Below are 19,392 nucleotides of genomic sequence, written 5' to 3'. Positions count from 1 at the left end.
CAATGATACAGGAATTGAGATCGATTTGAATAATCGGGTGCGGCAAGAAAATGATAGAAGAAAAAGAGAAGAAGATCGTTTAAAATTTACATTATGGAAGAAAATGGACGGGGAAGGACCTGGACTATTTCAAACCGCCAGGAAGAAAACAGTTTTAGAACGCCGCTGGCATTTACTCGATCAGACTCAGAAAAACCGCTGACGACAATCGCCTTTTGTTGCGGATTTATTTCAAGCACACTCTTATATGTGTCCAGTCCATCCATGCCGGGGTCCATGATCATATCCAGAACTATCAAGTCAACCTTGTGCGCTTTCAAAAAATCCACTGCCTCTTCACCACTTTGTACACTCGAGACGCTGTAATTTAATTTTACGGTTCTCTATGAAGCTCCAGTTTGATTGGTTGTGACCGTATCTGTCACAGCCCCGCGGTAATGTGGCCTCATAACCCAAAACAGGAGGCCGCCACCATGACCGATTTTACCATTGCCGAGGATTTCCCGAAATCCGAAATCGAATTCGATCAACGTTTTTCACAACCGGATGCCTGTTTCGATTATCTGTTCCAACAAAAATGGCCCGATGGCTTTGTGTGCAAAAAATGTGGCCACACACGGTACTGGTTGAGTTCAAGAAACCTGTATATTTGCACCCAATGCGAACATCAACATTCGTTGACGGCCGGAACGATCATGGACAGTTCCAAAAAACCGATCACCTACTGGTTTAAAGCCATGTGGTGGTTCACGACTCGCAAATCCGGCATCAATGCGGTGAACCTGAAGGAACTGCTGGGCTTTGGCAGTTATCAAACCGCCTGGACCTGGCTTCAAAAGCTTCGTCGCTGTACCATTCGCCACGAGCGCGAAAAGCTTTCCGGCCGCGTCGAGGTCGATGAGTTTTTCATCGGGGGGCAAAGCCCAGGCAAACGGGGCCGGGGGGCTGAAGGCAAATCCATTGTTGCGATTGCCGTGGAACGGTGAGACATCGAAAAACGAATGGGTCGCATTCGTTTGCATGTCGCCCTGGATTGCTCAGGATATTCATTGGAAACCTTCATCCTCGACAATATCGAGCCCGGTTCGACCATCGCTACGGACGATTGGCAAAGCTATAATATCATTGATAAAGATCAGTATCGACGCGAGATAACGAACCAAAGCAAAAGCAAGGATTACGAAAAACTATATGGTGTCCATTTGGTAACGACCTTGATCAAACGACTGATCAGAGGAACCTACCAGGGACGATTCGAACCGAAATACCTCCAAAACTATCTTGACGAGTATGTGTTTCGCTTCAATCGCCGCAAATCGAAGAGCATTGGCAAAAAGTTCATGCGTATCGTTCAACAGGTGCTGAAGACGCCCCGGATATCCTGGCCAGAGATTCCGTGGGATGTGGACCCCATCTCTGAGTATTTCCTGACAACTGGAGCTTCATAGAGAACCGTATTTAATTTTTCAAGGATCAGAGTTGCAATTCTCCGCTGTCCCTTGACATCATCCACGACAAGGATAGATTCGCCTTTCCCCATGTATTCAGAAATTGCTACGGCAACATGTTCGGCGGATAATTCTTCCCTCGCCACAGGGAGATAAATTTTAAATGTACTTCCTTTTCCCTCTTTGCTCTGTACGTTGATGTAGCCATCATGATCTTTCACCGTACCCCAGACAACCGCCAACCCCAATCCCGTTCCGCTTCTCCCCATGATTTTTTTCGTATAAAATGGCTCAAAGATCCGTTTTATATCAGTTGCATGGATACCTTCCCCTTCATCGGACACAGAAAGGACAACATAGTCTCCCTCAGAAATCTTGTCATAGCCGTGAATCGGCATGTCCAGATACTGATTAGTCGTCTTGATGGTGACGAGACCGCCTTTCGGCATTGCTTCGCTTGCATTAGAAACCAGATTGTATACAGACTTGCTGAGATGTAAGGAAGAGCCGGAGACGTTCAGCAGGTCAGGCTCAAGATCGGTTTTGATCTTTACCAAGGGATGGTTAAAGGATAACTTCGTAAACTCAGGTGACTGTTTAAAATCGGAGACGACCTTGTTAAGATTCAGAACCTCCCTTCCGGGAACCCCGCGCCTGGCAAGGGTAAGCAGATCGTCGACGATCGCCGCTGCCTTCTTGCCTCCTTTCATAATCGCCTCAAGTTCTGCCCTGATTGCGCTCATCTTATTTTCTTTAAGCAGGAGCAATTCAGCATAGCCAAGGACTATGCCGAGGATATTGTTGAGATCGTGGGCTACACCACCTGCCAGAATTCCCAAGGACTCCATCTTCTCGGCGCGACTCAGTCGCTCCTGTAGCCTTAACCTTTCCTCCTCGGCCTGCTTACGCTCGCTGATGTCAATGATTGTTCCCTCGATGACATCACTGGATGGATTTGTCCGGGCGCTGAACTCTGCCCAAAAGGTCTCACCGGTCAGACGATTTTTTAACTGTAACACATGATCTGCTATATATCCTTGTTCTCGCAAGAGTTTTTTTAATTCCTCACGGTCTGAAGGATTGGTATAAAGGTGTATAGTATCCATACCGATCGCGCTATCGACGGTAGGGAATCCGGCCAAGTCACAATATCGCTGATTGCAGGCGATGATCTTCGCATCTAACATGCCTGTCTCGAAGAGACCGACATGAGCGTAATGATAAAGATTGCGATACTTCCGTTCGCTCTCACGCAGCGCCTCCTCCGCGCGCTTGCGCTCGGTGATGTCGACGAATGTCACGATTACTTGAACTATTTGACCATTAACAATCACTGGGTTTGCATTAATCAAAACCCACACATCATTTTCCAGCCCTTTATTAGGACGGTGCACTCCAGCAACCAAGTTCCCTAGCGGCTGGCGCGTTGCAATAACTTGGTTGACCGGATATTCTTCAACATCCATTACGGTTCCATCCGCGTTGAAGAAATGCCAGTCTTTGTCAATCGCTGTTTTCCCAAGCAGCTGAGCTTCGGTCAGTCCCAGTAACTCTTGTGCTATGGGATTGCAGGTCAATATTCGCGTATTCGGTCCATGAACAACTACAGCTGTCTGAATCTTTTGAATTAATGTTTGATAATTTTCTTCGCTCTCCCTCAGCGCCTCTTTCATCTGCTTGCGCTCAGATTCCCCTTGCTCCAGTTCCTGGAGTTTCATCTTTAAAAAGGCGTTCTCTTCGATAAGTTTTTTATTCGTACCGGATGGATCTGTCACCTGGAGCCACCTTTCGAGAATATCCTGGCTGAAACCAATGACGGGCAATCACTCCTCGTGAAAAAATCTGTGATTCATTGAGAATAGTTTGTGTTGGTCAGCCCTGTCAAACATTTTGATAGCTGGGCTTCTGTCCGGTCACCGATAATTTGGTACGGATACAGATAAGAAAATGGGTATCTGTAAAATGATAGGATGTCAATAAGTTGCGATAACTGCAACGAATCACCGGTATGGACAAATTTAGCGAAATAAAGATAATCCCAATGTATCTGTACCGGTTCTGAGACCTATTTCGGTTTTAACGTATGTGGCTAAATCAGGTACTTATGAACTTGGTCCTTGATGCTTGTAATCATCGTTAGGAAGAGGAGATCAAATTTATCAAGATATGGCTAACTTCCTCTGGTTTCTCAAAGACTGGCAAGTGCCCGCTGCCTGAGATTTCGCTGAATTTTGAAGTAGGAATAAGCTCACGGATTCTGCTACGTGAATGCTGTGTTATAAAAGAATCCTCAGACCCGGAAATAAGCAAGACAGGAATCTCTAAATTTCCTACGATTTGATATTGCTCTGTTGCATCTTTAAAAACACAGTGTCGGAGGGTAGAAAGGAATGATCGAAGATACCCTTTATATCGCATTTGTTCGCTTAAAAGGATACGATAATCATCCTCAAGTTCCTTTCTGTACAATCCTTTAAGAAGAGATTTTATAACGAACGATTGTCCAAAAAGAGACATCAATATTTCGCCCAACAGCGGGATTGTAAGAATATTAGCGATCATGGGTTTTGATACCGCGATACCTGCCGGTGCGATTAGTGCGAGTTGATCAGTTTTTTTGGGAAACTTTGCTGCATAGTTGATGGCTATCATACCGCCGAGTGACCAACCAACGAGTGTAACCGGAATTTTTATCGAAAGCTCTTTAATAATATCATCAAGCTGGTTGATATACAGATCGATATCGTGATTCAAATCAGGACGATCAGAATAACCTCGCCCGTATAAGTCATATTGTAAAACTCTAAATCCATGGCTGGTTAATGAATCTACAATTTTTGACCATATGCCGAAAGGACCACCAATTCCATGTATTAGGACCACAACTTTACCATCTGAAGGGCCGGACAATTTATAGTGCGTCAGACCTTTAGATAGCCGAGAAAATGAACCAGATGCATTCGTTCTTGCATCATCCCCAAGTTCTTTTATTTCACCTCTACAAGGAAATAGTATCATTTATAGCGCTCCTTCATTGGGATAGGAAAAACTCTATTCCGCAGGGCATAGATCCCCAAAATGAAAAAACATGACCATACACTCATACTTGGCTGAAATACTTATCTCGAGAATAAACGGAGCCAGCAATCTATTCGCCGTTTAGTGGCAATCACTAAATCTTTAAAACTTGTATTTATAGGGCCTGATGGGTTCAGGAACAACTGGTGAAGGACCCCATAATTCAGTGAACACATTGGTTGTGTATTGTCTCAGCTCATCAAAAATCTTTTGAATATCATCGCTGGAATACCATGAAGCCCAAGATTCCATATCCTTAAATTCATAAGTTGCTACAACTTGAGATGATCCTGTGGCCGGGCGATATGCTCTAAACTCAGTGACTCCGGGGATAGAGAGTTCCTTAGGTATTGATGATTTAGCCCATTCAGCGTAACTATCAACCGATTGAGGTAGAACGTCCCATTTTACAACAAACATAACCATGGATTCCTCCTCTCGTTTTGATGTTGTCAATAGTACTACGTCTGGATATTGAAATCTGGAAAATATCGACAGAATCGCTGCCCATAAAACGCCTGATTCTCAACGTCAATGAAGATACATTGATTTTATTTCCCGTCACCACATATTGTCAAATGTTGTAAATAGATGGTTTTAAGCCTGCCTGCCAATGCCCAAGTCAAAATCCAGATTTGTAAATGGTTATCTATAAAATGTTATGATGTCAATAAGTTGCGATAACTCCAACTCATCACCAGTCATACATACCAATTTTCAACGTCCGCAGTTTCAGGAAGTTCGCTGTCTGTGATCTATTGCCCGATCTGGTGATTCCTTGAGCGGACTGACTCACAAGCCACAGTTCAGGATGAGCTCTGGAAGTTGGCTTAGAGGGCAGGGGAGGTGTGCATTTACCCCAATTTAGTGGACACCTCAAAAAGCCCAATGTATATGGGCAACAGGAGGTGTTCCAATGTCAAAGAAAAAAAGAAGGAGCTACAGCCGAGAATTTAAAAAGGAGGCCGTAGCGCTGATCACTGAAAAGGGATACGGTATCGCCGAAGCATCCAGAAATCTGGGTATCGAATACAGTGTCCTACGTCGCTGGAAAATGCAGTTGGCCGATGATCCTCAAAACGCCTTCCCCGGAAAAGGGAAGCGAAATCCTGAAGACCAGGCGTTCAAAGATCTTCAACGTGAACTGGACCGGGTTAAAGAAGAGCGTGATATCTTAAAAAAAGCGCTGGCCTACTTTGCGGAGGATCAGAAATGAAATTTCGATTCATTTCTGCCCACCGGGAGACGTTCAAGGTAGGCCGCATGTGCGCGTTGCTCAAGGTCTCCCGCTCTGGTTTTTATACATGGCTCAGACGTCCGGAGAGCCGTCGAAGCATTGAAAACCGGGCTTTAGAGGACAAGATCCGTGTCCTGCATGCTGCCAGCCATGGCATCTACGGTTCACCCAAGATACACCGGGATCTTACCGATGATGGCGTTCGCTGTGGTAAAAACCGTGTCGCCCGGATCATGCGTGAAGCCGGTATCCGGTCTCGTATCAAAAAGAAATTCAAAGCCACAACCAACTCCCGGCACAACCTGCCGGTAGCACCAAACCTGTTGAACCAGGAGTTCACCGTGGATGCTCCGGATCGTACCTGGGTTGGTGATATCACCTACATCCACACCCAACAGGGTTGGCTGTACCTGGCCGTTCTGCTCGATCTGTTTAACCGCAAAATTGTCGGCTGGGCCACCTCATCCCGGCTGAACCGTCAGCTTGCATTACATGCACTTGAGATGGCACTGGACCAACAAGCCCCAGCACCGGGGTTGATGCATCATTCGGATCAAGGCTGCCAGTACGCTTCCGGTGATTACCAGAAACTGCTTTCCAAGCATGGCATGATTTGCAGCATGAGCCGCAAAGGAAACTGTTACGATAACGCTGTCGCTGAGAGCTTCTTTCATCTGCTTAAGACCGAATGGGTGAATCATCACCGGTACCTTAGCCGGTCCGAAGCTGTCAGCAGCCTGTTTTACTATATTGAAATCTTCTACAACCGAAAAAGACGTCACTCCGTGCTTGATTATGCAACGCCGCAGCAATACGAAACTTTTCCGCTTGCGGCTTAACTCGGTGTCCACTGTTTCGGGGGAAATTCAGTGATGGGCAGGATGGGCAAGACCTTACTAGGTTAGAGGCGCACACACCCCGAAAATGATACCAGATCAAGTCTGGAGAAGGCAGGACTCCTGTTTAGGAAAATAGGGGCTCTGTTTTTTTCTGAGCTTGACACCAAACCCATGATCAGTTACATAAGTCCACTTCAAAACTACACTGTAGGTAAACAAGTGTACTTTTTGTGGAGTTTTTGGAGTGCTGGTAAGAGCCCGATCATTGATAGTCGGGAGCTGACGGGGATCTGGAAAGTGGGGTTCAGGTGGACTCCCACCCTCTCCGCCATTGCCGGTTCTCTTCACGGTTCGGGGAGAGCGCTCCAGGCGCCCGCCTTATTGAGAGAGGGCCCCGTACCAGCAGCGTTCAGTTTTGTCTGCCCTATGCGGAGAGATGTCCGAGTTGGCTGAAGGAGCACGACTGGAAATCGTGTGTGTCGTTTATAGCGGCACCGAGGGTTCGAATCCCTCTCTCTCCGCCACAACCTTGTTGACCTGTCCCACCCCACTTCACAGATATCCGTTTTTTCAGACTGCTTTTCCCGACCCCTGACAGACGGTGCCCGGGAGGTGGTGGGTTGCCACCCGACGACGCATGGGATACACTTAAGGCAGCAAAACAGCGTTCAAGGAACTGTGTAAAATGGCTTATCTGGTTTTAGCACGAAAATACCGGCCACAGACATTTGAGGAGGTGGTCGGACAGGAACACGTCACCCGGACCCTTAAAAATGCCATCAGTGGCGGCCGGGTGGCACACGCCATGCTGTTTTCCGGACCCCGGGGGACCGGAAAAACAACCATTGCCCGGATACTGGCCAAGGCCGTGAACTGTGAATCCGGACCGACACCGATACCGTGCAATACCTGCCGCTCCTGCAAGGACATTACGGCCGGCCGTGGTGTGGATGTGTTCGAGATCGACGGCGCCTCCAACAACAGTGTGGACCAGGTCAGGGAACTCCGGGACAACAGTCGATACATGCCGGCTCACAGCCGCTATAAGATTTACATTATCGATGAAGTCCACATGTTAAGCATTGCTGCCTTCAACGCCCTGCTCAAGACCCTCGAAGAGCCGCCGGCCCATGTATTGTTTTTCTTCGCCACCACCGAGGCCCACAAAATCCCCATTACGATTCTTTCGCGCTGTCAGCGCCATGACCTGAGGAGAATCGATATTGCCGCCATTTCGCAGCAAATGGAAGCGCTTTGTCGCCACGAAGCGGTGTCCATTTCTCCGGATAATCTGTGGACCATTGCCCGTGAATCAGGCGGCAGCATGCGAGATGCCCTGAGCCTGCTGGACCAGATTTTGGCCTGCCGAGACGGTCAGGTGGACGATGAGTATGTGTTGAATCTGCTGGGGGGGATGGATCGTCAGGTGCTTTTCGATCTTTCCGATGCAACCTTTTCCAGAGATATCTCTCGAACATTGGCCGCCATCGACACCGTTTATAAAAACGGGCAGGATTTGAAGCGCTTCTATGCAGACCTGTTGATGCATTTTCGCCATCTGATGCTGATAAAAATGAATGCCCGCCCCGACATGCTGGTGGATCTTTCCCCCAGCGAAATTGAAACCCTGGCCATTCAGGTGGAAGGGGTTCCAATAACTTTTATCGATCAGGTGTTCACCCTGCTGTTTAACGCCGAATCCAGCGTTCGGTATGCCGCCCAGCCCAGGCTGGCTATCGAGATGGCCTTTTTCAAGATTCAACAAATCACACCGGCCTTGCCCATTGATCGGTTGATTGAACGGCTGGACAGTCTTTTGCACGGTCCGAGCCTGAAGCCGGTGTCTGGTATCGTCGAGGCTCAGTCCGGCTATGGGGGCGCCGCCATCCCTCCCCCGGCCGAACGACACCGCATGCCAATGGCAAATGACACTGCCGTTGGACCGGAATCCGCAGGCAATGAACCCCCCGGTAATCCAGATGGGGGTCGGCCGGATGTTCATGACCCTGGCCAAGAAGAGTGGCTTTCGGTTATTGCCCATATCGAGAAAACCAAACCGTCCATTGCCGCGGCGCTTTCCCGGTCTCAATTGATATCCGTGTCGGAACAGGCTTTTACGGTGAGGATACGTGACAACGACTACTCGATGAACCTGGTTAAAAAGAATCTGCCCGTGATCGACGCTGCCTGCCGCGAACTTGCCGGCAAGGGGGTCCATGTCGACTTTTCCAGCGGCGACACGGATGAGAAGCATGCGACATCGGCGAAACGGAAGGCGGATGACATCAGACAGCAACTGCTCAATCATCCGTTGGTGGCGGATGCGGTAGAGATTTTCAGCGGGAAAATAGAAGAAATAAAAATCAGAAAGGAGGAAAGCCTATGAAGGGCATGGGAAATATGATGAAGCAGGCCCAGAAACTTCAATCCAAGATGCTGCGCATGCAGGAAGAATTGGCTATTAAAACCATTGAGACCTCAGCCGGCGGCGGTATGATCAAGGTGGTGGCCAACGGAGCTCAGCAGATCGTTTCGATTAAGATTGAAAAGGAAGTCGTGGATCCCGATGATGTGGAGATGCTCCAGGACCTGGTTCTTGCCGCAGTTAATGATGCACTGGTAAAATCCCAGGAGATGGTTTCAGGAGAGATGGGGAAACTCACCGGCGGAATGAAAATTCCGGGCCTGATGTGATGGACTACTACCCTGGCTCAATCAAAACACTGATCAGAAGCCTGGCCCGACTGCCCGGCATTGGCCAGAAAACCGCCGAGCGGTTGGCAATGCATATTCTTCAACAACCTGACGAAGTTGCCCATCAACTTGCCAGAAGCATTGTGGAACTGAAAAAAAGGCTGCGACTGTGCTCCCGGTGCTATTCCCTCAGTGACGATGTCCTTTGCCGGATATGTAATGACCCCTCCCGTGAAAGCGGCCTGATCTGTGTCGTGGAACAGCCGGCCGACATGGCATCCATCGAAAAGTCCGGTGCTTTTAGGGGACGCTACCATATCTTGGGGGGGGGGCTCTCGCCCATGGATGGGATCGGGCCCGATGATATTAAAATTGCAGAACTGGTGGCCCGTGTGGAAAAAGAAGATTTACGGGAAATCATTTTGGCTACCGGAACCAATGTGGAAGGGGAATCGACGGCTGCATACATTGCCGGGATTCTGGCCCCTATGCCGGTCAAAGTGACCCGTATCGCATCGGGGGTGCCCATGGGTGGAGATTTAAAATATGTGGACCAGGTAACGCTGAAGCGTGCGATGGAGAGCCGCCATGGGATATGATGACGGGACCTGCGAAGCGCTGTTTGTCTGCACCCAGTGCGGCGAATGCTGCAAGGGATATGGCGGGACTTACCTGTCAGGAACGGACATCGATACGATTTCGTGTTATCTGGGGGTTTCGGCGGATTGGTTTGTGGCGCACTATACCCGCCAGTCAGGCGGTAGACGACTGATCGCGCAGGGGGATAACGGCTACTGTATCTTTTGGGACAAGGTGTGCACCATCCATCCGGTAAAGCCGAAAATGTGCCGGCAGTGGCCCTTTATCCGCAGCATTCTAATAGATGTGGACAACTGGAAGGCCATGGCGTCATCCTGCCCGGGAATGGATGCTGACGCACCGGATCAAAAAATTCTCGAATGTGTGAAAAAAGCCCTTGACTCATGACCCCCCTGATAAAATGATCGGTAGATCGGAGTCAAAAACGGGAAGGGCACCGAAGTTGTCAACGCCATCTATTCTCATCCACCATTCGATACACCGTTTCCTCTTGCGCCTCTTCGTCATGGCTGCTTAAGATATTTCTGCCCTCAAGCCGGCGCAGTTCCTGTTCAAGGGCGGTCCGGTTGCCGTTCCATTTCTCCTGCAGCGTTGATCGGGTGATCGTTGCTCCCGCATCGGCCACCGCGCAGCACAACAGGTAGAGAGACACCGTTTCAACACCAAGCTTCATGGAAAATATTTTCTGGCTCATGGCCGGTGTCGCTGAATCGCGATTCATGATTTTCTCCTGACAGACAGCTATTTTTGGATAGTGTTGCCAGTAAATGGAGCACAATCGATGGGGATATGCAAGACCTTTTCCCTATTGTCCAAACGTCGCCTTGACACCTTGGAAGAATTATGCAACAAAATGTAAACAATGCCTGATTACGGTTTTTTTTATGGCAAAACAAACAGTTGTAAAAACCCATGGAGGACATGCGATGGACAAGAAGGCGATGTTGAGAATTCTGCTTTCCCTTTTGGTTCTGCTCACCTTTTGCGGGTGCATGGAGAGCATGGTCAAACCCGAGGCAAAAACCGATACGGGTGAAGAAATGGGACTCCCCCCATACAGTGGCCCGCGTGCCCGGGTAGCCGTGGCGGATTTTGAATGGAAGGTCGATGAGAGCGGCAGCACCACCAAAATCGGTTTTGGCGGCCAGACCATGACCATCTCCTCCTCCGAAAGCTCCGGATATTCCACCGGCCTGCGGGACATGCTTACCACGGCCATGGTTCAGACCAAACGGTACCGGGTGCTGGAGCGCCAGAATTTGGATTCTTTGAAAAGCGAAATGGCGCTTTCCGGATCGGGATATACTGACAAGACCGGTGTTACCAAAGGCGGCGTCAAGGGGGCGGATCTTCTGGTGATGGGTGCGGTCACCGGATGGGAACCGGGCACATCCGGCGGCGGTGGCGGCCTTGGGGGCGGCGGAATGCTGGGCCAGGCCTCGGCGCTGTTTGGCGCCGTTAGAGGGGCTTACAGCAAATCTTCAATGGCCATGGATATCCGTATCGTCGATACCCATACCTCTGAGGTCCTGGCGGCCACTCGCGTGGAAGGCGTGGCCAAGGATGTGAACCTCGGGGCGGCGCTGGCCGGCTTTGGTGGCAGCGGCGGTATGGGTGGCGGTTTGGGCGGATACGCAAAAACGCCCATGGAAAAAGCCATCCGGACCTGCCTTTACAATGCGACCAAGTTCATTGCTGAAAACACACCGCAGGAGTACATGAAGTATTGATGTAAAACGCGGTCGGTTCACCATCCGAATGTTAAAAAAATAAACCTCCCGACGGCTACGATGGCCGTCGGGAGGTTTATTTGTTTTTTAAGTGCGCGCAGCCCAGATGAAACGCCGGTCTTCATCCGATTATCGTGTATCTGGGACCGGCGATGAGCAGATTATTGGAGATGGTGGACTGAATCTTTTCCATCATGCTGCCGAACATGATATCTCTGATAATCCCATGGCCGTATGCCCCCAGAACGACCAGGGCGTCGTGGGGAACTTCGTACAAATTGTCCTCGAAGCGGCCCTTTTCGAAGAACTTCCATTGACCCAGAATACTTTCCAGCGGCTTTTCCAGGCCTTTTTCCTGGACAACGGCCCGGTATTCCGAGGGTTTTTTCCCTCCCACCTGGGTGTAGATGTCGAGGCGCATGCCTGTCGCTTTGGCGATCCGGATCCCCAGGCGGAGGGCATTGACCGCGTTGGCGGATCCACCGAAAAAGACGGCGACATTCTGCCAGGGTTTGTATACCGGGCTGGTAATGAGCACCGGGAACCGGGCCGCCTGGATGATGCGGCGAACCCGCGGGCCGATATAGCCCAGGCCGATCTTCGAGGAAAGATCGCTGATGCTTCGCGGACAGCACATGAACTCGAAACTGGTGGGAATGTCAGGCAAGGTGGAGGCGGTATAGTTCTTCGGCGTGAGCAGCTCGGGCTTGATCTTTGCCTTCTGCAGCAGCTGCTCCGCGTGCGTGGCGGCGGTGTCCGGATCGTTGAGGTACGATGGATCCAGATCCACCTGAACCACCTCATTTTCGAAATACATTAAAAATTTTGTAAATTCTGGAATATAAATGGTTGGCAGCACGCCCATCTTTTGGCAGAAATAGATGGACTGGAGCAGGGTCTCTCTGCCCAGCGGCGTATTTCTGAATATATGAAGTAATTTTTGTGCCATGCCTGTTTCTCCTTTTTTCTTTCCTCGGTCCTTATCCGGGTCCGACACGTGTTTCCCTCTCAAAATCGGCCGGTCTGCACCATCAGTTCTTTTCGGTACTGGTCCAGCAGGGTGGCTTTGGATATCATGCCCAGAAAGCGGTTGTCCGAAACCACCGGCATGCTGAAAATGCGTCCTTCATCCATTTTCTGCAGGACTTCGGACAGGTCATCATGCAGGGATACGGTTTTTACATGAGTGTTCATCAGCTGGCCGGTCAGCACGGCGTGGTGCATGGCTGGATCGAACAGGTAGGGCCGGATGTCATCCAGGTGAATCATTCCCACAAATTGTTGATTTTGCTGATCTTCCACGGGGAAATAGTTGCGGTGGGAGGATTTGACAATGCCAATGAAGTCCGCCAGACGCATATTGGGGTGAACGCAGATACAGTCGGTTTCCAAAAGCTCCTGTATGCTCAGGTCGGTCAGCACCCGGGCATCGGTGCCCGGACGGAGCAATTGGCCCTGCTCCACCAGGTCCTTCAAGTAAAAGGAAGCCGGCTCCAGATAGTGACAGAGCGTGGTGGAAATTGCTGAGACGACGATCAAGGGGAGGATGACGCCGTAACCGCCGGTTATCTCAATGATCAGGAAAATGCCCGTGAGGGGTGCCTGAAGGATACCGCTGATCAGGCCGGCCATACCCAGCAGGGCAAAACAGCCCTCGTTGACCCAAAGTGCGGAGGACCAAACTGCTGCCAGGAACCGATGAAAACTCAGCCCTACGAATGCGCCGATGACCAGACAGGGGGCAAAGATACCCCCGGAACCGCCCGATCCCAAGGTCAGCGAAGTTGCCAGAATCTTGACCAGGGCGATTAGTGTCACCAGGAGCAGTCCGCCCGAGAAACTCCCTTCGATGGCGGTGCGGATGGCATGATAGCCTTCGCCGAGAGCATACGGCAGAAAATAACCGATAGCGCCGACCATGCTGCCGCCAATGGCGGCACGGACCCACTTGGGCAGGGCAACATCCTTGGACACGTGATGGATAGACCGCAGCGCCCGGGTCAACAGGATGGAGGCCAGCGCACAACATATGGCCAGTCCCACACAGGCCAGAATATCGTTGAAGTGGATGTTGAAATCCCTGTGTGCAAAGGCGATCTGGTTTCCTTTGAGCAGACGGCTCACCTCGGTACCAGCCACTGCGGCAATGGCGATGGGGATGATGTTCATGGTGCTCCACTCGCCGAGAATGACCTCGATGGCGAACACCATTCCTGATATGGGTGCGTTGAAGATGGCGGCGATTGCGCCTGCCGCACCGCATCCCACCAGTGCCACCCGCTGGCGGTCGTTGAGTGAAAAGGCTTGGGCGATGTTTGACCCAATGGCTGCTCCGCTCATCACCACCGGGGCTTCAGGTCCGGCGGATCCGCCGCTGCCGATGGTCAGACAACTTGAGATCAATCGCGAAAAACTGGATCGCAGGCGCATCAGCCCCCCATATCGGGAGACGGCGTAGATGACTTCGGGGACACCGTGGCCGGCGCCTTCGTTAACGATTTTTTCCAGAAACAAGGAGGAGAGGGCCGCTCCGGCTGCCGGCAGGAAAATGGCCCACCAGTAAGTCCGATAGTGTTGCAGCCACTCCAGCATGGTTTCCAGGCTGCGGTTTAAAATCAGGGCTGCCAGACCGCTGCAGATGCCGACGACAATGGCGAAGAGTATGAGCAGCAGACGGTCATCGGACCTGAACAGGGACCAACTGCCCGGGTATTTTAATTTTTTAAAAAGGCGTGTCATGGGGCGTCGCTGGTTCTGTTCTCAGGAGGATTCTTCGGTGGCGAAGGGCGCCGATCCGGATAGAAAATCAAGTCGGTCCGGGAGGTGTTGCTTATCCCGGGGTATGGATTATTCAAAATCACGGTAATCAAAGGGCGTCGAGCTGTTTTTCAAACTCGGCAATACGCGAATAGAGCGCCACTGCGTCGGGGCGCTGGTTTAAAAAGCTCACAAATGCCCTGTCCCGGATGCAATAGGAAAGTCTGGAAAGCAGGTGCAGGTGATGTTTGACCGTCGGACTGATCAGTAAAAAGAAGACAAACACCGGCTGGTCGTCAATAGCGTTGAATTTTACCGGCATTTCCAGAAAACAGGTGGTGATGACCGGCGTTTCGGGTGGCCGAGAAAGCGGATCCCGGGGGTGGGGGATAGCGATACCATTGCCAATACCGGTGGACGCCAACCGTTCGCGCTCCATCAGTTTTACCAAAAGTTCCTCCCGGATATCTTCGGCGAGAAAGTCGATGCAGTCGACTGCCGATCTCAATGCAGCAGCGGCATCATCTCCGGCAACCCGATGACAGACCTTTCCCCGTTGCATTGCTAAAACCAGGGATTCGAGGGCTTCCGGTAAGTGATCATCGGCCGGATCACCGTTTGGTGAAAAGGGCAGATTATGCGTTGCAGCCCATTTTTCCAATGCCGCGTGTGAAAAGACCACATCGGTGCCGCTGCGTTGGATCGGGATTCTTCCCTGGCGGATCCATCGTTCAATCGTAGACACGGGAAGATTAAGTGCCTCGGCCGCCGTTTTTATAGGTAGTTTCATGGCTGCATTCCGATCAAAGACTTCCTGAAAAATCTAAAAACAAAAAAAATACGCTGATATTGTGGAATAATCAAGGGGCTTCGTCCTCTTTTTTCTGTCTAAAGGGTTTACCGGCGTGACGGTCGACTATGGTGATGTCCCGCTTGGGAAAGGGGATTTCGATGCCGTTTTCGTCAAACAGGGTTTTCACCGTGTCGGTGATATAGGAGATCGTATCCATGCGTTTGCGGGCATCCTTGATCCATACTCTGAGCTGAAGGCTTACCGATGACTCTCCAAAATCCCGCACCACCACCTTGGGTGCCGGTTCGGGCAGAATCCAGTCGGCCGACTGAGCCGCTTGAACGATCAACGCCTTGGCTTTGACCATGTCTGCATCATAGGCGATACCGATATTGACGCGCACCCGGATGGATGAAGAGATGATCGTGTAGTTGACGATATCCCGGGTCATGATTTCGTTGTTGGGGATGATCACCACGATATTGTCCGTTGTTTTGATGCGGGTGGCCCTCAATCCGATATCGATGACATCTCCCCACGAAGCGCTGCCGGCCGGCGCGCTCCACACTTCGATGCGATCCCCGATTTCGAAGGGCCGGTCGATGATGAGCAGGATTCCGGCGATGAGGTTAGACAGGGTGTCTTTGGCGGCAAAACCTACGGCAACCCCCATAACACCGGCACCGGCGATAAAGGGCATCACGTTTACGCCAAGCACATCAAGGGCGATGACCGCTGCCGTGGCATAAACAATGGCGCCGGAAAACTTATTGAGCAGATCGATAACGATGTTGTCTATAGCGGTTTCCGTGCGTTTGGCCAGGTTGCGTTCCAGGTATTCCAAAAGAATAAGAAGAAGCGATTTGACAGGTGTCGCGGCAACGATGATGAAGACAGCGTGGAACATCTTTTCGACCACGCTCAAATGAAACAGCCGGATCCACATCACCCCCACCAGCCATATCAGCAGAAGACCGGTCGATTTCTGCAGGATGACGAACAATTCTTTGCGCACTTGAATGAGCTTGAAATGACCGACCTTATTTCCCAAAGTGGCAAGGATTCGTTTGATGACCAGCCACAAAATCAAGGCGGCAAGCAGGGTTAAGAGAGCGTTTGCCCAACTTTTCGACAGGGACGCCTCGGTGCCGAAAAACGAAATGACCCGATCGATATAGATAGTGATGGTGTCCATGGGTAACCTTTGGAAGAGGGGAGACCGTCGGTCGACTGCTGGGGATCCCTATCATTTTTTAGTCCGATTGTTAATGGGAAAAGACCTGTCGTCAAGATTAAACCGGACCTGCATGCATTCGGAATCTCGTGGCAGGCATACCATGACGGTAGGGTATGGAGTGCCATCATCAGGAGTGGGAAGCCGGTGCGATATCGGGCTATAGACGATCGCAGGAGAAGTCTCGGGCATGGCCGGCGGGATTCGCTGTGGGGATGATGGATTATCCGGATCCGGCCATCAGGCTTTGGACCGGCACCGATATACTATTTTTCATCCAGGCCATCAAGGACCTGGCGAATCCTGGATTCCGGGGCCATGTCCGACTGAAGCAGGGTGCTCCTGATGGCAGACAATCGTCCGTTTAACTCGGTCACCAGGATCTCCAGATCCTGGATGGTCTCGGCGGAGGTCTTTTCAGTGACATCCATGGCTTCGCGAAGATCGCTGGCATTTTTGACCAGCATTTTCAGATTGCGGATTTTATCCAGCCGCAGGAACAGTTCGTCGAAATTGATGGGTTTTTGCAGGTAGTCCACCGCACCCTTTTTCATGGCTTCAATGGCGTTGTCCACCGAGGCATGGGCCGTGATCAGGACGACTTCGGTCTTGATGTTGATCCGTTTGGCTGCTTCCAATACCCCGATGCCATCCACCCCGCCCGGCATCATCAGGTCGGTGAGCACCACATCGTAAAACTGCCGGGCGAGTTTTTCGATGGCAACCCGACCATCCTCGGCGGTATCTATGGTGTACCCCTCATGGATCAACCGTTTGGTTAACAGGGTCCGGGTAACCGGATCGTCATCGACTACAAGAATCTTAAGAAATGTCATTGATCATTCTCCCTGGTTAAGCCGTCCAGACAATAGGGTCGGTGCCTCCACCATTCATCCTGCTATCACTGCAACTGATAGTAAACCGATCGCAAGTGACGCTTGGGGATGAATCGCGGACAGATCCCGGTCAGCGATTCGGTGGAGCCGATAAGCAGATACCCGTCGGGCTCCAGTACGTCGGCAATTTTGTCGAACAGTTTTTTGCGATCCTGAAGGGTGAAGTAAATCGCCACATTCCGGCAAAAAATGATGTCAAATTTGCCTAATCCCACAAACGGCTGCATCAGGTTCATGTGCCGGAAGGAGGCCATGGCGCGGATCTCATCCTTTATTTTCCAGTTTCCACCTGCCGGGGTGAAATAACGCTGAAGTTTTTCTTGGGGAAGTCCCCGTTCGATTTCAAACTTGTTGTAGGTGCCGGCACTGGCCTGGGCAACGGCGGCGTCGGAAAGGTCCGTGCCCATCAGGGTCGTTTTATGGGTGCCATTATTGCCAAGGAGTTCTTTGATGACGATGGCGATACTGTATAATTCCTGGCCGGTGGAGCAGGCACTGCTCCAGATTTTCAGATTGGTGATTCCCGGACGGGTTCCTTTGCCGGAACGGACATCGATCAGATCCGGCAGGATTTTATGTTTTAAGAGGTCAAATGGGCTGGTGTCGCGAAAAAATAGCGTTTCGTTGGTGGTGATGGCATTGATGATCTTTTTTTCCAGCATTCTTCGGGTGTCTGATTTAGCTTTGTGGTAAAACTCACTGTAGGATTTGCAGCCCTCCTCATCCAGGAGTTTGCCAAACCGGGTCTCCAGCAAATAGGCTTTAGACGCATCAATGGTGATGCCCGATACATTATAAATGTAGTTGGAGAGAACCTTAATTTCTTCCGGTTTGATTTTTACCATGTTCTTTCCTGCCGCAATGGCCGGCGGCGGCCCTATTCCTTCAGATAGTGCGGATTAACCCACGCGTACGGTTTTTACGATCATGTCGGCAATCTGATTCAGCGGCAGAACCGTATCCGCCAGACCGGTTTCCACCGCCTCTTTCGGCATGCCGAACACCACACAGGTCGCCTCGTTCTGGGCGATGATCGTAGCCCCGTTTTTTTTCAACAGTTTTAGACCTTGGGTCCCGTCCGATCCCATGCCGGTCATGATCACGCCGGTGGACCGGCCCACATAGTGGTGAGCCACGGATCGAAAGAGATAGTCTACGCTGGGTTTACAGCTGTTTTCCGGCGGGTCGTCGGTGATTTTGATGATACGGTTTTTTCCATCTGCCCCGGCGACGATCTTCATCTGCTTGCCACCCGGTGCGATGAAAGCGGTGTTGGGCAGCAGGGGGTCTCCCTGTTTGGCCTCTCTCACGGCAATTGCGCATTTGGACGCCAGGCTGTTGGCCAGTGATTGCGTAAACATCGGCGGCATATGCTGAACAATCAGAAGGGGTACCCCTATGTCCCCGGGAATCATGGGCAGCATTTTGGCCAATGCATTGGGGCCGCCCGTGGAAATTCCGATGGCGATGATTTCCGACTTGGAATGCTTGAACGGCGTACGCAGCGTGTTCAATGCCGATGCCGACGATTTTTCGAACGCCGGGGTGATGGCTGTTTTGCCCGGTCGTGAAGCGGTTTTCAATATTCCGGGGATTCGGGCACTTCTCTGGAAGGCACGGATCATGGGGGCGATGGCGGATTCGATCTTTTCCCGGTTTTCGGCCATGGTGCCGGTCTGGGGCTTCGGAATAAAGTCAAATGCCCCCAGTTCCAAGGCTTTCATGGTCATTGCGCCGCCCTCATGGGTCAACGTGCTGAGCATGATGGCCCCGATATGCGGGGCATGCCGGTGGATGTGATCCAGCACTTCGATGCCGTTCATCTCCGGCATTTCGATGTCGAGGGTGAGCAGGTCGGGCTTCAGGGTGGCCAGTTTGGCTATTGCGGCTTTCCCATTGTGGGCGCTGCCTACCACTTCCACGCCGGGAAGTGTGGCCAGCGTATCACTGACTATTTTGCGGTACAGGACGGTGTCATCCACCACCATGACCCGCAGCGGTTTGCGATTCATCATCGGCGCGCTGTCCTCATTGAAGACTGGATATCCCCTGAGGAGGAAAATCCAAAAGGATTGACGACAGTTTG

General features: G+C 51.1%; 19 protein-coding genes, 1 tRNA gene and 2 pseudogenes. 10 read left to right on the top strand and 12 right to left on the bottom strand.

Going from position 1 to position 19,392, the window contains the following annotated elements; genetic code table 11:
* Positions 1–25 precede the first annotated feature (25 nt).
* Complete coding sequence (locus ACHZBS_RS00970) at positions 26–202, top strand: hypothetical protein (RefSeq protein WP_319404669.1); 177 nt, start codon at positions 26–28, stop codon at positions 200–202.
* 31 nt (positions 203–233) lie between these two features.
* Here ACHZBS_RS00970 and ACHZBS_RS00965 read toward each other — a convergent pair.
* A pseudogene (locus tag ACHZBS_RS00965) lies at positions 234–329 on the bottom strand (hypothetical protein); the annotation flags it as partial.
* A gap of 108 nt (positions 330–437) precedes the next feature.
* Between ACHZBS_RS00965 and ACHZBS_RS00960 the strand changes: the two are divergent.
* A pseudogene (locus tag ACHZBS_RS00960) lies at positions 438–1,448 on the top strand (IS1595 family transposase).
* On the opposite strand, the gene ACHZBS_RS00955 reads toward ACHZBS_RS00960, so the two are convergent.
* The 3 genes from ACHZBS_RS00955 to ACHZBS_RS00945 form a co-directional block, all read right to left on the bottom strand.
* Complete coding sequence (locus ACHZBS_RS00955) at positions 1,352–3,223, bottom strand: PAS domain S-box protein (RefSeq protein WP_319404668.1); 1,872 nt, start codon at positions 3,221–3,223, stop codon at positions 1,352–1,354. The pseudogene ACHZBS_RS00960 and the gene ACHZBS_RS00955 overlap by 97 nt on opposite strands.
* A gap of 361 nt (positions 3,224–3,584) precedes the next feature.
* The gene (locus ACHZBS_RS00950) at positions 3,585–4,466 is read right to left on the bottom strand and encodes an alpha/beta hydrolase (protein ID WP_319404667.1); all 882 of its coding nucleotides are present in this window, start codon (positions 4,464–4,466) and stop codon (positions 3,585–3,587) included.
* 162 nt (positions 4,467–4,628) lie between these two features.
* Entirely contained in the window at positions 4,629–4,952 is a 324-nt protein-coding gene (locus ACHZBS_RS00945) for an antibiotic biosynthesis monooxygenase (protein WP_319404666.1), read from the bottom strand.
* A 490-nt stretch (positions 4,953–5,442) separates the two neighbouring features.
* Here ACHZBS_RS00945 and ACHZBS_RS00940 point away from each other — a divergent pair, with 490 nt between their 5' ends.
* The 7 genes from ACHZBS_RS00940 to ACHZBS_RS00910 all read left to right on the top strand — a co-directional run bounded on the left by ACHZBS_RS00940 (position 5,443) and on the right by ACHZBS_RS00910 (position 10,283).
* Entirely contained in the window at positions 5,443–5,742 is a 300-nt protein-coding gene (locus tag ACHZBS_RS00940) for a transposase (protein ID WP_319404665.1), read from the top strand.
* Positions 5,739–6,602: an IS3 family transposase gene (locus ACHZBS_RS00935; protein ID WP_319404664.1), complete on the top strand. Its 864-nt coding sequence runs from the start codon at positions 5,739–5,741 to the stop codon at positions 6,600–6,602. The genes ACHZBS_RS00940 and ACHZBS_RS00935 overlap by 4 nt, the downstream gene beginning before the upstream one ends.
* Before the next feature lie 430 nt (positions 6,603–7,032).
* A tRNA-Ser gene (locus tag ACHZBS_RS00930) sits at positions 7,033–7,126 on the top strand.
* Between the two features lie 161 nt (positions 7,127–7,287).
* The gene (gene dnaX, locus ACHZBS_RS00925) at positions 7,288–8,988 is read left to right on the top strand and encodes a DNA polymerase III subunit gamma/tau (protein ID WP_319404663.1); all 1,701 of its coding nucleotides are present in this window, start codon (positions 7,288–7,290) and stop codon (positions 8,986–8,988) included.
* On the top strand, positions 8,985–9,296 hold the full coding sequence (locus ACHZBS_RS00920) for a YbaB/EbfC family nucleoid-associated protein (RefSeq protein WP_319404662.1): 312 nt from the start codon (positions 8,985–8,987) through the stop codon (positions 9,294–9,296). The genes dnaX and ACHZBS_RS00920 overlap by 4 nt, the downstream gene beginning before the upstream one ends.
* Positions 9,296–9,895, top strand: coding sequence for a recombination mediator RecR (recR, locus tag ACHZBS_RS00915; RefSeq protein WP_319404661.1), 600 nt, complete (start codon positions 9,296–9,298; stop codon positions 9,893–9,895). Before ACHZBS_RS00920 ends, recR begins: the two co-directional genes overlap by 1 nt.
* A complete protein-coding gene (locus ACHZBS_RS00910) occupies positions 9,885–10,283 on the top strand; it encodes a YkgJ family cysteine cluster protein (RefSeq protein WP_319404660.1) in 399 nt (132 codons plus the stop codon). Before recR ends, ACHZBS_RS00910 begins: the two co-directional genes overlap by 11 nt.
* Before the next feature lie 58 nt (positions 10,284–10,341).
* Here ACHZBS_RS00910 and ACHZBS_RS00905 read toward each other — a convergent pair whose 3' ends face one another.
* On the bottom strand, positions 10,342–10,617 hold the full coding sequence (locus tag ACHZBS_RS00905) for a hypothetical protein (protein ID WP_319404659.1): 276 nt from the start codon (positions 10,615–10,617) through the stop codon (positions 10,342–10,344).
* A 205-nt stretch (positions 10,618–10,822) separates the two neighbouring features.
* On the opposite strand from ACHZBS_RS00905, the gene ACHZBS_RS00900 reads away from it, so the two are divergent.
* Positions 10,823–11,626, top strand: a complete 804-nt coding sequence (locus tag ACHZBS_RS00900) for a CsgG/HfaB family protein (RefSeq protein WP_319404658.1) — start codon at positions 10,823–10,825, stop codon at positions 11,624–11,626.
* A gap of 121 nt (positions 11,627–11,747) precedes the next feature.
* Here the strand turns inward: ACHZBS_RS00900 and ACHZBS_RS00895 are convergent, their stop codons facing one another.
* From ACHZBS_RS00895 to ACHZBS_RS00865, 7 genes are all read right to left on the bottom strand, one after another.
* On the bottom strand, positions 11,748–12,575 hold the full coding sequence (locus ACHZBS_RS00895; protein WP_319404657.1) for a universal stress protein: 828 nt from the start codon (positions 12,573–12,575) through the stop codon (positions 11,748–11,750).
* A 59-nt stretch (positions 12,576–12,634) separates the two neighbouring features.
* Entirely contained in the window at positions 12,635–14,365 is a 1,731-nt protein-coding gene (locus ACHZBS_RS00890) for a chloride channel protein (RefSeq protein ID WP_319404656.1), read from the bottom strand.
* A 127-nt stretch (positions 14,366–14,492) separates the two neighbouring features.
* Positions 14,493–15,173, bottom strand: a complete 681-nt coding sequence (locus ACHZBS_RS00885) for a PTS sugar transporter subunit IIA (RefSeq protein WP_319404655.1) — start codon at positions 15,171–15,173, stop codon at positions 14,493–14,495.
* A gap of 70 nt (positions 15,174–15,243) precedes the next feature.
* On the bottom strand, positions 15,244–16,371 hold the full coding sequence (locus ACHZBS_RS00880) for a mechanosensitive ion channel family protein (RefSeq protein WP_319404654.1): 1,128 nt from the start codon (positions 16,369–16,371) through the stop codon (positions 15,244–15,246).
* Between the two features lie 305 nt (positions 16,372–16,676).
* On the bottom strand, positions 16,677–17,246 hold the full coding sequence (locus ACHZBS_RS00875) for a response regulator (protein ID WP_319404653.1): 570 nt from the start codon (positions 17,244–17,246) through the stop codon (positions 16,677–16,679).
* Between the two features lie 65 nt (positions 17,247–17,311).
* Positions 17,312–18,151, bottom strand: coding sequence for a protein-glutamate O-methyltransferase CheR (locus ACHZBS_RS00870; protein WP_319404652.1), 840 nt, complete (start codon positions 18,149–18,151; stop codon positions 17,312–17,314).
* A 54-nt stretch (positions 18,152–18,205) separates the two neighbouring features.
* Positions 18,206–19,321: a chemotaxis response regulator protein-glutamate methylesterase gene (locus ACHZBS_RS00865; RefSeq protein ID WP_319404651.1), complete on the bottom strand. Its 1,116-nt coding sequence runs from the start codon at positions 19,319–19,321 to the stop codon at positions 18,206–18,208.
* Positions 19,322–19,392: the final 71 nt, after the last annotated feature.

The sequence above is a fragment of the uncultured Desulfosarcina sp. genome, assembly GCF_963664155.2.
Lineage (GTDB): Bacteria > Desulfobacterota > Desulfobacteria > Desulfobacterales > Desulfosarcinaceae > Desulfosarcina.
The sequence above is the reverse complement of the archived record's forward strand: the minus strand, read 5'-3'. Positions and strand labels throughout refer to the sequence as shown.